The 12963-nt window shown below is 71.8% G+C and carries 13 protein-coding genes; 8 read left to right on the top strand and 5 right to left on the bottom strand.

The window, feature by feature from the left end:
- Positions 1–16 precede the first annotated feature (16 nt).
- Positions 17–841, top strand: a complete 825-nt coding sequence (locus AC2H4J_RS06185) for an IclR family transcriptional regulator domain-containing protein (RefSeq protein WP_487463971.1) — start codon at positions 17–19, stop codon at positions 839–841.
- Between the two features lie 14 nt (positions 842–855).
- Positions 856–1905 carry a 5-methyltetrahydropteroyltriglutamate--homocysteine methyltransferase gene (locus AC2H4J_RS06180; RefSeq protein WP_487463970.1) on the top strand — a complete coding sequence of 350 codons (1050 nt, stop codon included), beginning with the start codon at positions 856–858 and terminating at the stop codon, positions 1903–1905.
- Here the strand turns inward: AC2H4J_RS06180 and AC2H4J_RS06175 are convergent.
- The 3 genes from AC2H4J_RS06175 to AC2H4J_RS06165 all read right to left on the bottom strand — a co-directional run bounded on the left by AC2H4J_RS06175 (position 1889) and on the right by AC2H4J_RS06165 (position 5150).
- Complete coding sequence (locus AC2H4J_RS06175; protein ID WP_487463969.1) at positions 1889–2836, bottom strand: MBL fold metallo-hydrolase; 948 nt, start codon at positions 2834–2836, stop codon at positions 1889–1891. The two genes, AC2H4J_RS06180 and AC2H4J_RS06175, sit on opposite strands and share 17 nt — an antisense overlap.
- Positions 2837–2840: 4 nt before the next feature.
- Positions 2841–4106 carry an MFS transporter gene (locus AC2H4J_RS06170; RefSeq protein ID WP_487464353.1) on the bottom strand — a complete coding sequence of 422 codons (1266 nt, stop codon included), beginning with the start codon at positions 4104–4106 and terminating at the stop codon, positions 2841–2843.
- A gap of 81 nt (positions 4107–4187) precedes the next feature.
- On the bottom strand, positions 4188–5150 hold the full coding sequence (locus tag AC2H4J_RS06165) for a LysR family transcriptional regulator (RefSeq protein WP_487463968.1): 963 nt from the start codon (positions 5148–5150) through the stop codon (positions 4188–4190).
- Between the two features lie 82 nt (positions 5151–5232).
- On the opposite strand from AC2H4J_RS06165, the gene AC2H4J_RS06160 reads away from it, so the two are divergent.
- The 6 genes from AC2H4J_RS06160 to AC2H4J_RS06135 are packed head-to-tail and all read left to right on the top strand — an operon-like array spanning position 5233 to position 10872.
- Complete coding sequence (locus tag AC2H4J_RS06160; RefSeq protein ID WP_487463967.1) at positions 5233–6228, top strand: cyclase family protein; 996 nt, start codon at positions 5233–5235, stop codon at positions 6226–6228.
- 8 nt (positions 6229–6236) lie between these two features.
- On the top strand, positions 6237–7367 hold the full coding sequence (locus AC2H4J_RS06155; RefSeq protein WP_487463966.1) for an FAD-dependent oxidoreductase: 1131 nt from the start codon (positions 6237–6239) through the stop codon (positions 7365–7367).
- A 14-nt stretch (positions 7368–7381) separates the two neighbouring features.
- Entirely contained in the window at positions 7382–8320 is a 939-nt protein-coding gene (locus tag AC2H4J_RS06150) for a VOC family protein (RefSeq protein WP_487463965.1), read from the top strand.
- A complete protein-coding gene (locus AC2H4J_RS06145) occupies positions 8320–9288 on the top strand; it encodes a fumarylacetoacetate hydrolase family protein (protein WP_487463964.1) in 969 nt (322 codons plus the stop codon). Before AC2H4J_RS06150 ends, AC2H4J_RS06145 begins: the two co-directional genes overlap by 1 nt.
- 13 nt (positions 9289–9301) lie before the next feature.
- Complete coding sequence (locus AC2H4J_RS06140; RefSeq protein WP_487463963.1) at positions 9302–10471, top strand: alpha/beta hydrolase family protein; 1170 nt, start codon at positions 9302–9304, stop codon at positions 10469–10471.
- Positions 10468–10872 (top strand): VOC family protein, encoded by a 405-nt coding sequence (locus tag AC2H4J_RS06135; RefSeq protein WP_487463962.1) that lies wholly within the window; start codon positions 10468–10470, stop codon positions 10870–10872. The genes AC2H4J_RS06140 and AC2H4J_RS06135 overlap by 4 nt, the downstream gene beginning before the upstream one ends.
- A gap of 6 nt (positions 10873–10878) precedes the next feature.
- On the opposite strand, the gene AC2H4J_RS06130 is transcribed toward AC2H4J_RS06135, so the two are convergent.
- Together AC2H4J_RS06130 and AC2H4J_RS06125 are read right to left on the bottom strand one after the other, a co-directional pair.
- Positions 10879–11523 carry an NAD(P)-dependent oxidoreductase gene (locus AC2H4J_RS06130; RefSeq protein ID WP_487463961.1) on the bottom strand — a complete coding sequence of 215 codons (645 nt, stop codon included), beginning with the start codon at positions 11521–11523 and terminating at the stop codon, positions 10879–10881.
- Between the two features lie 103 nt (positions 11524–11626).
- On the bottom strand, positions 11627–12898 hold the full coding sequence (locus tag AC2H4J_RS06125) for an ROK family transcriptional regulator (RefSeq protein ID WP_487463960.1): 1272 nt from the start codon (positions 12896–12898) through the stop codon (positions 11627–11629).
- Positions 12899–12963 lie beyond the last annotated feature (65 nt).

Here is a 12963-nt window from a genome sequence, read left to right as displayed (position 1 = left end):
GAGAGAGGAATCGTTCATGGCCGGCCGAGGCACCGGGCCCGACTTCGTCGAGGCCCTGGCCCGGGGGCTCGACGTCCTGACCTGTTTCGACGCCGACCACCGGAGCATGTCGCTCACCGACGTCGCCACCGCCGCGGGCCTGGCCCGCCCCACGGCCCGGCGGCTGCTGCTCACGCTGGAGGAGCTCGGCTTCGTCCGCTCGTCGGCCGGCATGTTCGCCCTGACGCCGAAGGTGCTGACCCTCGGCATCGCCTACGTCTCGTCGCTGGGGCTCTGGAACATCGCCCGGCCGCACCTGGAGGCGCTCGTCGCCCGCACCGGCGAGTCCTCGTCCATGGCGCAGCTCGACGGCAGCGACATCGTGTACGTCGCGCGGGTGTCGGTGCCCAAGCTGATCGCGCTGCGGGTGGAGATCGGTACGCGCTTCCCCGCCGTCCAGACATCCCAGGGCAAGGTGCTGTTGGCCGCCCTGCCGTCCGAAGAGCTCGAGACCGTGCTGGGACAACCCAGCCGGGCGGGGCTGCCGCCCTACATCGGCCGGACGCCGGAGCAGCTGCGTGCCGAGCTCACCGAGGTCCGCGCCCGCGGGTGGGCGACCGCCGACGAGGAGCTCGCTCCCGGCGTCCGCTCGGCCGCCGTCCCGGTGCGTGATGGGACCGGTGCCGTGCGGGCCGCGATGAACGTCACCGTGCACGCGGCCGAGACGTCGCGGGAGCGGCTGCTGCAGGAACACCTGCCGCTGCTGTTGCGCACCGCAGGTGAGGTCAGTGCAGAGTGGGCACTGTGGCAGTCCCGCCCGCACGTCGAGATCGCCCGCCCGGGCGGCTCGGTCACCGCCTGAGATCTGGAGACCTTGTGCAGCTCCCGCCCCTGCCCACGATGGTCGTCGGCAGCCTGCCCCAACCGGACTGGCTGATCGACCGCGAGCGGCTGGGCCACCAGACCCCGCCGCGGGTGCGGGCCCGCGAACTGTGGCGGGTGCCCCCCGAGTTGCTCGAACAGGCGCAGGACGACGCCACCCTGGCGACCATCCGGGTGCAGGAGGAGGCCGGGCTGGACATCCTCACGGACGGCGAGATCCGGCGGGAGTCCTATTCCAACCACTTCGCCACCGCGCTCGAGGGCGTCGACATCGACACCCCAGGCAGCGTGATCAACCGCTCGGGCAAGCCGATCCCCGTGCCGCGCGTCGTCGGGGACATCTCCCGGCGCGGCCCCGTCCAGGCGCGCGACGCCGCCTTCCTGCGGGCGCACACGGACCGCACGATCAAGATCACCGTCCCTGGCCCGTTCACCATGGCACAGCAGTCCCAGGACGAGCACTACGGCGACGACCGCGCGCTGGCCCTGGCCTACGCCGACGTCGTGCGGGAGGAGATCGCCGACCTCTTCGCCGCGGGCGCCGACATCGTCCAGCTCGACGAGCCGTGGCTGCAGGCCCGTCCGGACGTCGCGCGGAAGTACGGCGCCGAGGCCGTCACCCGCGCGACCGAGGGCGCCGCGGGACCGGTGCACGTGCACCTGTGCTTCGGCTACGCCGCGATGGTGGCCGACCGGCCCGAGGGCTACTCGTTCCTGGCCGAGCTCGCCGACACCCCGGTCGACGCCGTCTCGGTCGAGACCGCGCAGTCGCACCTGGACCCCGCGACGCTGCGGCCGCTGCGTGGCAAGGGCATCGCGCTCGGCGTCCTGGACCTGTCGACTCCGGAGGTCGAGACGCCGGAGACGATCGCCGACCGGGTCCGCCGCGCGCTCGACGAGGTGGACGTCGACAAGCTGATGCTCTCCAGCGACTGCGGCCTGAAGTACCTGCCCCGGGCGTCGGCCGCCGGCAAGATGCGCTCCCTCGCACAGGCCGCGGCGCTGCTGCGGTCCGAGCTCCAGGCGGTCAGGCCAGGCAGGTGAGCGGCCGGCCGCCGTTGTAGGCGACCATGTCGCTCAGCGCGCCGGGGAAGTCGATCGGACCGCCGCGCGCCTCGACCGGCACGGCGAGGTCGGCGTAGGCCCGGTGCAGGTTGCCGACGATGCGCTCGCGGTCGCTCCACTCGGCGTAGCGACCCAGGTCCGTTCCGCGCGCCAGCTCCAGCGGCGGGACCCCGGCGTCCCGCCCCTGCGTGGCGAGGTTCCGGACGAAGTGGAGGTAGCCGAGCACCTCGGCGATGATCTCGGGGCCGGCGACGGGGCCGTGGCCCGGCACGATCGTCTGCGCCCCCAGGGGCCGCACGAACGTCTCCAGGACGTCGATCGCGCCGAGCACGGAGCCCGACAGCAGGAACGGGGTGCCCCCGTTGAACAGCAGGTCGCCCGCGAAGAGCACCGACAGCTCCGGCAGCCACGCCACGACGTCGTTCGTCGTGTGGGCCGGGCCGCCGCAGAACAGCAGGTCGCACCGCAGCTCGTCGGCCCACAGGGTGAGCCGGTCGGCGAAGGTGAGGAACGGCAGCGCGAGCTTCAGGTCCCCGTAGTCGACATCGGTCCAGACGCCGCTGTTGTGCGGCAGCCCGAGCATGCGCATCTCCTCGCGCGCGTTCTCGTGGGCCACGATCGTGGCGCCGGTGAACAGCCCGTTGCCCGCGGTGTGGTCGGGGTGGTGATGGGTATTCACGAGCGTGCGGACCGGCGCGGACGTGACGCCGCCGATGGTCGTCAGCAGGTCCCGCGTACGCCGCTCCGTCGAACAGGCGTCGATGGCGCTCACGCCGTCCCGCCCGACCAGGAACCCGGTGTTGTTGATCATCCAGCTGCCGTCGGGCTGCACGTAGGCGAAGACGCCGTCGCTGACCTCCTCCAGCGAGAAGCGCACGTCCGCCCCCGCGTCGTCGATGCGAGAACTCATGCGTTCAGTGTGCGGCGAGCGCGGGCTCGGCCGCCTGCGTCGGGCGGGAGAGCCGGACGCCGACCGCTGTAGCGACCGCGACGACACCCAGGACCAGGATCGCGATGCCCAGGCTGTCGAAGGCACCGGACAGAGCGAGCACCACGAGAGGGCAGACGAACTGGCCGATGAAGAAGGCCGACGTCCACACGCCGGTGCCGCGGCCGCGCTGCTCGAACGTGAGGGGCCCGAGGGCCCAGGTCAACAGCGACGGCAGGATCAGGCCGTTGCCGAACCCGGCGACGACCGCGAAGACGACGACCAGCGGCAAGGTCGACGCCAAGCCCATGCCGACGAGGCCGACACCCGAGAGGCCGAACGCGAGCGGCACCGTCGTGGCGGGGCCGCGCTTCGCCAGCCGACCGAAGAGGAATCCGCCGATGGCCGTGCCGAGCGAGGCGATCGCGCTGGCCAGGCCGATCGTCGCCGCGGACTTCACCCCGATGTCGTCGAGCTTGAACGACAACTCGACGATGAGCACGTAGAACACGAGCCCGCCGACCAGCGTGACCAGCACGGGCGCGCGCAGGGTCCGCCACGGCAGCGGCACCAGCTTCTCGGCGCGCGCGGCCGCCTGGGCACGCGGCGCCGGCTGCCAGATGAGCCGGGCGGCAGCCACGGCCAGCGGAAGGCTGACGGCGTACAACCAGAACGGCGTCCGCCAGTTCTGGGCGCCGAGCGCTCCGCCGATCCCGAAGAAGATCGTCGCCGCGACCGTCGTGAAGACCACCTGCAGGCCGAAGTACTTCTCCCGCTGCGAGCCATGGAAGTAGTCGGCCAGCAGTGTCGTGCAGCAGGTCATGATCGCGGCCTCGGTGAGGCCCACGAGGACCCGGCTCACCACGATCAGCTGCAGCGAGGACAGCCACACGGGTGCCGTGCCGACGACGGCGTAGACCAGCAACGCCGAGACGAGCAGCCGCTTGCGACCGAGCCGGTCGACGATGCGGCCGGCGACGGTCGCCGTCAGCCCGATCACGAGAGCCGGCGCCGTCAGCACGATCGGCGTCAGCGCCTTGACTCCGGGGGTGCCGGCGAACGCGTCCTGGATGTGCGGCAGCACGGGTGCCAGCAGGACTGCGCCGAGGACGGCCAGGCAGCTGGACAGCAGCAGCACCAGGGCCTGGGCGCGACCCGCGGGCCGCCCGGTCGCCGGGTCGACGGCGACCTCGCCGGCGAGCGGCTCCTCGGCGGACCGATCAGGACTCAGGAGGTTCTCCGACACGGGCATCTCCGTCGACACGGGCGCGCCGGTCCCAGTGACCGGCACCACTGAACGAGCAGTGTCGGGATCACCGGTCCCGAGCGGAAATCACTTCTGCTGAGGCCGGCTATCGACCAGATCTATGACGTCGTCGGCCCCCTCGCCGATCGCCAGGTCGGCCGCCCGGACCACGAGGTCGCGCAGGTACGCGTGCTCGGGATCGTCGTCGTACACCGGGTGCCACCACATCGCCTCGACCAGCTGCCCGACCTCCACCGGGCACGGCAGGGCCCGGACGCCGACGTTCAGAGGCAAGAGGTCGACCAGCTTCCGCTGCAGGAGCGCGACGCGATTGCTGCCGGCCACCAGACCCGGCACGGTCAGGAAACTCTCGGTGATCACCTGCACGTGGGGCTCGATTCCGCGCTGGCGCATCTGGCGTGAGGCCGGCGTGGCCGCAGTGGGCCCGTGGTAGGTGACCACCCACGGAAGGGTCTCCAGGTCCTCGACGGTGAGCCCGTACTGGACCGCCGGATGGTCGGCCGAGACGATGCACACCCACTCGTCGCGGTACAGGTCGTGGTGGGACAGATCGGTGACGAATCCGTGCGGCAGGACCAGCAGGTCGGTGCTCAGCAGGATCTGCTCGGCGCGGTCGACGGCCGCAGGCGTGTTGGCGGACAGCCGCAGGCGGGCGTTCGGCGCCTCCTCGGCGAGCAGCCCGGCGATCGTGTCCCCGAGCACGGCGACGATGTAGTCGCTCACCAAGAGGGTGAACTCCCGGCTCGACGACGCCGGGTCGAAGGCCGGCTGGGCGTCGAAGACGCGCTCGATCCCGGTCAGCGCGAGCCGCGCGAGCTCGCGCAGCTGGACGGCCAGCGGGGTCAGCCGGTACTCGTTGCCCACCCGGGTGAGCAGTTCGTCGCCGAAGTGCCGGCGCAACCGCGCCAGCGAGGCCGACAGCGCCGGCTGGCTCAGGCCCATCCGCGCGGCAGCCTTCGTGACGCTGCGCTCCTGGAGGAGGGCGTCCAGCGAGACCAGGAGGTTGAGATCGAGGCTGGCCAGGTTCACGACCCCAGTATCAACCCGGTGGATGCCCGGCATCACACATCTCCTCTTCCCGAGTGATCCGCCGTCCTAGACCGTGGGGAGCGTGACGGACATCCCGGCGCTGGATCGCAGCGATCCCGAGAGCGCGATCGCCGCCGCAGCCAAGCGCTGCTCCAACTGGGGCCGCTGGGGCGTCGACGACGTGATCGGCACGATGAACTTCCTCGACGACGCGAAGCGCCGCGAAGGAGCGGCCCTGGTCCGCCGGGGGGCGAGCTTCTCCCTGGCCCAGTCGTTCGACACCGACGGCCCGCAGAAGGGCTGGCGGCGGCGCACGAACCCCGTGCACACGATGACCGACACGGGCACCGACGCCGAGCGCGGCAACCAGGGCTTCCCGCACGGCATCGGCGGCGCGGACGACGTGATCTCCATGCCCCTGCAGTGCTCGACCCAGTGGGACGGTCTCGGCCACATCTTCGACCACGGCAACGCCTGGAACGGCCGCCGCGCGGGCGACGTCGTCACCAGCGAGGGCGACCTGGTCACCGGCATCCAGACCGTCGCCGGGCTGATCGCCGGCCGCGGCGTGCTGCTCGACGTCGGCCGCGCGATCGGGACCGACGGCGAGCTGCCGGACGGCTTCGCCATCACCACCGGGCACCTCGAGGCGACCATCGCGGCACAGGGCGAATCCGCCCGCGTCGGCCGCGGCGACCTGCTGCTCGTGCGCACCGGACGCCTGACTCGCGCCCGCCGCGACATCGCCGAGGGCCGCGGCTGGGGCGACTACGCCGGCGGCCCCGCCCCCGGTCTGTCGTTCACCACCGCCGACTGGCTGCACTGCACCGAGATCGCCGCCGTCGCCACCGACACCTGGGGCTTCGAGGTGCGGCCGAACGAGTTCGACGTCGCCTTCCAGCCCCTCCACCAGGTGTGCATCCCGAACATGGGGCTCTTCCTCGGCGAGATGTGGGACCTCGACGCGCTGGCCGCCGACTGCGCCGAGGACGGCGTCTACAACTTCTGGCTGACCGCCGCTCCCCTGCCCGTGACCGGCGCCGTGGGGTCGCCGGTCAACCCGATCGCCGTCAAGTAGGAGCACCCATGCCCGCCGTGAACAACGTGCTGGTGGTCGGGGCCGGCCTCGCCGGCGCCGCCACCGCGATCCACCTCGCCAAGGCCGGTGTCGCCGTCGACCTGATCGAGATCAAGCCCGACGTCGCCGCCCTCGGCTCCGGCATCACGCTGCAGGGCAACGCGCTGCGCGAGCTCAGGACGCTCGGCGTCTGGGACAAGGTGCAGGCCGCGGGCTACGCCTTCGACGTCACCGGGTTCCGCGCACCCGACCCGGCGGGCACGGTGCTGTTCGAGGTGCCCGACGCCAAGACCGGCGGTCCCGACCTGCCCGCGGTCATGGGCATGCCGCGCCCCGAACTGGCCCACATCCTGGCCGACCGCGCCACCGAGGTCGGCGTCAAGCTCCGGCTCGGCACGACCTTCACCGGGCTCACCCAGGACGATGCCGGTGTCGACGTCACCTTCTCCGACGGCTCCACCGGCCGCTACGACCTCGTCGTCGGCGCCGACGGAGTGCGCTCGTACACCCGCCGCACTCTCGGCATCAACCTCGAGACCAAGTCGGTCGGCATGGGCATCTGGCGCGCCTTCGGGCCCCGTCCGGCCAGCGTCACGCGCACCGATCTCATCTACGGCGGGCCCTCGTACATCGCCGGCTACTGCCCCACCGGTGAGGACTCGCTCTACGCCTACATCGTCGAGGACGCGCAGGACCGCAGCGCGCTGTCGCCCGAGGAGCAGCTGGCGACGATGAAGCAGCTGTCGCAGGCCTACCACGGACCGTGGGACGAGATCCGCGAGTCGCTGACCGACCCGGCGCGTGTCAACTACACCTGGTTCGAGACCCACGTGCTGCCCGCGCCGTGGAACCGCGGCCGGGTCGTCCTGATCGGCGACGCCGCGCACACCTGCCCGCCCACCATCGCGCAGGGCGGCGCCATGGCCCTGGAGGACGCCGTCGTCCTCGGCGAGCTGCTCACCGGGCGCGACACGCTCGACCAGGACCTGTGGGACGCCTTCACCGCCCGCCGCTTCGAGCGCGTCAAGACCGTCGTCGACGCGTCCAACCAGCTCGCGCAGTGGCAGCTCGACCACGTCCAGGGCGACATCCCGAGCCTCATGCGCTCGATCGCCATGCTCACCAGCCAGCCCGCGTAAGGAAGACACGACCCATGACCCAGCGCCTGATCACCCACCTGCGGCACGTCGACCTGGCCGTGCCCGACTTCGGGAAGCAGCTCGACTTCTACTCCGGCATCTGGGGCCTCACCCCTGAGCACACCGACTCGGGGCTGGCATTCCTCGCCGCCGAGGGCTCGCCGGAGCAGTACATCGTCCGGCTGCGCGAGGCCACCGACAAGCGGATCGACCTGATCTCCTTCGGTGCCGCCACGGCCGCCGACGTCGACACGCTGGCCGCGCAGCTCGCCGCCGACGGCGTGCGACTGGTCGGCGAACCCGGCACCCTGCAGACCCCCGGCGGCGGCTACGGCTTCCGGTTCTTCGACAACGAGGGCCGGACGATCGAGATCAGCTCCGACGTCGAGGCGCGGCAGCACCGCACGATCGAGGAGGGCGAGTCGATCCCGGTGCGGCTCTCGCACGTGGTCATCAACTCGGCAGACCCCGAGGGCACGGTCGCGTTCTACGACAAGTACCTCGGCTTCTCCCTGTCGGACACCCTCATGCACCCGCGGATGGGCAACATGATGTGGTTCCTGCGCACCAACCCGTGGCACCACAGCATGGCGATCGCCCGCGGCCCGCACCCCTCGCTGCACCACGCCTCGTTCGAGATGCGCGGCATCGACGAGTACATGCGCGGCACCGGCCGGCTGCTGCGCGCGGGCGTCGAGAAGATCTGGGGCCCCGGCCGGCACATGGCCGGCAACAACACCTTCAGCTACTTCCTCGACCCGCACGGCAACACCGTCGAGTACACGACGGAGCTGGAGATCGTCGACGAGGACACGTGGCACCCGCACCTGTACGACTTCAGCAACCCCGAGGTCAGCGACCAGTGGGGCACGGCGAACGCGATGAACGAGTTCGTGGCGCAGAAGTCGTTCAACGACCCCGACAAGGGTCTGTTCGTCGCTCCCCCGGTCTGATGCGCTTCGCGACCTGGGAGGCCGACGGACGGGTCTCCGCCGGCGTCGTCTCCGACGCCGGCCTCCACGAACTCCCCGCGCGGGCGACGGTTCTCGATCTCGTCCGCGCGGGGCTCCCAGCCGCCCTCGAGACCGGCGCCGCAGCCCTCGACGGCCCGCCCGTGCCGATGGAGTCGGTCCGGTTGCTCCCGCCGCTGCAGGCCCCGACGGTGCGCGACTTCGTCGCGTTCGAGGAGCACGTCGAAGGCGTCCGCAAGTCGATCGACGGCTCCGCGGGCGTGCCGGACGAGTGGTACCAGGCTCCCACCTTCTACTTCACGAACCCGTACGCGCTGATCGGCGCCCACGACGACGTCGCGGTGCCGCCGGGCTCCCAGCGGTTCGACTTCGAGCTCGAGGTCGCGGTCGTCGTCGGGAAGGACGGCGCCTCGCTCACTCCCGAGATCGCCCGCGAGCACGTCTTCGGCTACACGATCCTCAACGACTGGTCGGCCCGCGACCTCCAGGCCCGGGAGATGCGGGTCAGTCTCGGCCCGGCCAAGGGCAAGGACTCCGCGTCGACGCTCGGCCCCTGGCTGGTCACGGCCGACGAGCTGGAGCCCTACCGGGACGACGAGGGATTCCTCGCGCTGGACATGAGGGTCTCCGTCAACGGCGTCGAGATCGGCCAGGACCTGCTGTCGAACATGGGCTGGCCGTTCGAGGAGCTCATCGCCTACGCCTCCCGCGGCACGGAGGTGCGGGCCGGTGACGTCCTCGGGTCGGGCACCTGCGGCAACGGCGGCTGCCTGGCCGAGCTGTGGGGCATCCGGGGCGACCAGGCCCCGCCGCCGCTCCAGCCGGGCGACGTGGTGGAGATGACCGTCGAGGGCATCGGCACCATCCGCAACCGCGTCGTCCCCGGGGTCGAGCTGCCTCCGGTCCGCTCCGCCCGACCGCGGCCGCGCACCCGCGCGCGCACCGCCTGAGAGAGGAACACCTGTGTTCGAGTACTTCCCCACCGGCCCCTACACCTGGAACCTCGGCGTCGTCGCGACGCTGAACTCCGGCGGGCTGATCGACGAGGTCGACCGGGCGTGCGGGCCGATCAAGGACGCCGCCAACGCGGGCGAGGACGCCGGCACGCCGGACTTCCTCCGCGCCTGGACCGCGCTGACCGACCAGCTCGTCGCGCAGGCCGAGGACGCGGAGAAGGCCGGCCACGTGCGCACCGCCGGCCAGCTGTACTTCCGCGCCAGCAACTACCTGTCCCAGGCCGAGCGGATGCTGGCGCACTCGGACCCCAACCGGATCCCGACCTACCGGCGGATGCTGGAGATCGCGCAGAAGGCGTTCGACACCCACAGCCCGAACGTCTCCCGGGTCGAGATCCCCTACGAGGGGACGACGCTGCCGGCCTACTTCAGCCAGGCGCCCGGCGACGGCCCCCACCCCGTGATCGTCCTGGTCAACGGCCTGGACTCGACCAAGGAACACATGTACAGCTCCAGCCACTGGGCGGAGCTCGCGGCCCGCGGCATCTCCTGCCTGATGCTCGACCAGCCGGGCACCGGCGAGGCGCTGCGGCTGCAGGGCATCACCGCGCGCATCGACACCGAGGTCTGGGCGGGCGCTGCAGTGGACTACCTGGAGATGCGGGACGACGTCGACACCGCGCGCATCGGCATCGTCGGCTGGTCGCTGGGCGGCTACTACGCCCCGCGCGCGGCCGCGTTCGAGAAGCGGTTCGCCCTCGTCGTCGCCTGGGGCGCCAACCACGACTGGGGCGCGGTGCAGCGCCGCCGCAAGGAGCGAGAGGGCGAGCGCCCGGTCCCCCACTACTGGTCGCACGTGCTCTGGGTGTGGGGCAAGGACGGCGACGAGAACCACCTCGACGCCTTCCTCGACTTCGCCGACGACGTGAACCTCGAGGGCGTGGTCGAGCAGATCACCGTGCCGTTCCTCATCGCGCACGGGGAGAGCGACCGCCAGATCCCGGTCGCGATGGCGCACCGCTCGTACGAGCAGGCGGTCAACTCGCCCAAGCGCGAGCTGCGGGTGTTCACGCCCGAGGAGGGCGCGACCGAGCACATCGGCCTGGACCACCTGCCGCACGTGAGCACCTTCATCGCCGACTGGGTCGCCGACACCTTCGCGGAGCTGGCACGATGACCCAGCGGATGATCTTCCTCAGTCTCCCCGTGACCGACCTCGGCACGGCACGGTCCTTCTACGAGGGGCTCGGCTTCCGGATCAACGAGTACTCCTCCGACGATCGGACGGCGTCCGTCGTGGTCGACGAGAACATCGTCGTCACCCTCCAGACGCGGGACCGGTTCGCCGAGCTGGCCGGCGCCGATGCCGGCGACCCGGCCAGGCCGACGTCCGTTCCCTGTCTCACGGTCGAGGACCGCACCGAGGTCGATGACCTCATGGCGCGGGCGGTCGCGGCCGGCGGCAGCCAACGCGAGCCTGTCCGCGACGAGGAGGCGCGCTACACCGGAAGCTTCGCCGACCCGGACGGCAACCTCTGGCAGGTTCTCTGGCTCGACCAGCTGCACGTCCTCAACTGACGGACGTCAGTGGGCGGTGTGGAACCGCCGGCGCCGGTAGCGGGGCTGCTCGATCTCATCGAGCACGGCGAGGGCGAGATCGGCCGCGGAGATGGTCGACGTGCCGTTCGCGTCGGTGATCAGCACGTCGTCGCTGATGCGGTAGCTGCCGGTCACGGGGGCGGCCACCCACGAGCCGAACTCTGCTGCCGGGCTGACGTAGAACCAGTCGAGGCTCTCCGGCGACCGGTTCAGGGCATCGAGCAGGTCGAGGCCGGTCTGCACCTCGGGCAGGATCTCCGGCGCCGGCGGGTGCACGTCGAAGAACCGGGGGCCACCCTCGGACACCAGCGTGGAGGAGACGCCTCCGAGCACGCCGAGCCGCACCCCGGCCTCGTCGGCCAGCCGGATCAGGTCGTCGACGACGCCCTCGACCTTGCCTGCCATGTCGCCGCGCGGCGACAGCGTCTCGAAGACGACGTCGGCGTTGCGGACGCTCTGCGCCAGGAGGTCGGCGTCCAGCAGCGAGCCCGTCACGTAGGTGACGCCTTCCACCGGCTGCTCCGGTGGCCGGCGGCTGTAGGACGTCACCTGGTGTCCGCGCCGGACTGCCTCTCGAGCGACCGCCTCGCCGCCGTAGCCGGTGCCGCCGAGAACCGAGATGCGTGCCATGGGAGTGCTCCTTCGTCGTGGTCCGCCGGGGTCAGCCGGCGACGGGCAGGTCGAGCAGGTGCGCGGTGTGGTCGCGCTTGCTCGACACGCCACCACCGAACGTTCAGGCCGCGGTGCGCTCGCCATCCGCGGCGGCCAGCTCGGGCCGGCCGGCGGGCGTGCTCCACGGCAGCCACTGGGCCAGGCGATGGCGTGCGAAGAGCTCGTCCAGGACGAGGTGGACGGCGCCGGCCAGGCCGGCAGCGTGACCGACAGCCGAGAACTCGATCCGGAGGGTGCGCGTGGCCAGCGGGAGAGACCGGCGGTAGACCGACTCGCGCACGGCGGCCAGCACGTGGTCCCCGGACAGGACGACGCCACCGCCGAGCACGACGAGACCCGGGTTGAAGAAGCTGACGAGTGTCGCCAGGGTGCCGCCCACCAGCCGTCCGGCGCGGGACAGCAGGGCTCGCGCGGCCGGGTCCCCGCGCTCGGCGGCGAGCAAGACGTCGGCGGTGGAGACGTCGCCGGACGCGGCCAGCATCTCGGCCATGACCGCGCTCCCGCCGGTCTCGGCGAGCCGGCGGCCCTCCCGGGCGATCGCCGCGCCTCCGGCCACGGCTTCCAGGCAGCCGCTGTTGCCGCACCGGCAGATGACGTTCTCCGCCTCGGCCACCGCCACGTGACCGATGTCGCCGGCGCAGCCGTTCGTCCCGCGATGCAGCCGGCCACCGGACACCAGGCCCGCCCCGATGCCCGTGCCGATCTTCACGAAGAGCAGGTCGCCCACCTCGGCCGCGCGCGGGTTCGTGCGCAGCTCCCCGAGAGCCAGCAGGTTCACGTCGTTGTCGACCCACGTGGGGGCGCCCAGCCGGTTCGCGAACCGCTCGCGGATCGGATAGCCGTCCCAGCCGGGCATGATCGGCGGGGAGACCGGCAGGCCGGAGCTGAACTCGACCGGGCCGGGAACGCCGATCCCCACGCCCCAGATGTCGCCCACCCCCGGATTGCGGGCCAGCAGCTCGTCGATCGCCTGCTCCACCCGGGAGAGCACGACCTCCGGGCCGTCGGCGACGTCCACCGCCTCCTCGAGGTGGTCGAGGATCCGCCCGCCGAGGTCGGCCAGGCCGATCTCCATGAACGTGGCGCCGATGTCGACGCCGACCACCACGCCCGCCTCCGCCCGCAGTCGGAGCTGACGCGGGGCCCGCCCCCCTGTGGACGGGCCCATACCGGCCTGCACCACGAGCCCTGCGGCCTCGAGCTCGGCGATGCGCGCGGCAACGACACTGCGCCCGAGGCCGACCTGCTGGGTGAGCAGCGGCTGGGTCATTCCTGCGGCGCTCCGGATGGCCGCGAGGACGGCGGCCAGGCTGTCGATCCGTTCAGCGGGCACGCGGGTCCTCCTCAGAATGGCGGTGCGGACGGCTTCTCACGCTAATCGACAAAAGTCCGTACGTC

Source organism: Blastococcus sp. OS1-29 (assembly GCF_057628075.1).
This window is presented reverse-complemented; position numbering and strand designations above follow the sequence as displayed.

Bases quoted from the DNA above. Each gene is read 5' to 3' on its own strand.
- AC2H4J_RS06145 (WP_487463964.1), top strand. From the start codon at position 8,320: ATGCGCTTCGCGACCTGGGAGGCCGACGGACGGGTCTCCGCCGGCGTC.
- AC2H4J_RS06175 (WP_487463969.1), bottom strand. From the start codon at position 2,836: ATGAGTTCTCGCATCGACGACGCGGGGGCGGACGTGCGCTTCTCGCTG.
- AC2H4J_RS06130 (WP_487463961.1), bottom strand. From the start codon at position 11,523: ATGGCACGCATCTCGGTTCTCGGCGGCACCGGCTACGGCGGCGAGGCG.
- AC2H4J_RS06150 (WP_487463965.1), top strand. From the start codon at position 7,382: ATGACCCAGCGCCTGATCACCCACCTGCGGCACGTCGACCTGGCCGTG.
- AC2H4J_RS06155 (WP_487463966.1), top strand. From the start codon at position 6,237: ATGCCCGCCGTGAACAACGTGCTGGTGGTCGGGGCCGGCCTCGCCGGC.
- AC2H4J_RS06135 (WP_487463962.1), top strand. From the start codon at position 10,468: ATGACCCAGCGGATGATCTTCCTCAGTCTCCCCGTGACCGACCTCGGC.
- AC2H4J_RS06185 (WP_487463971.1), top strand. From the start codon at position 17: ATGGCCGGCCGAGGCACCGGGCCCGACTTCGTCGAGGCCCTGGCCCGG.
- AC2H4J_RS06170 (WP_487464353.1), bottom strand. From the start codon at position 4,106: ATGCCCGTGTCGGAGAACCTCCTGAGTCCTGATCGGTCCGCCGAGGAG.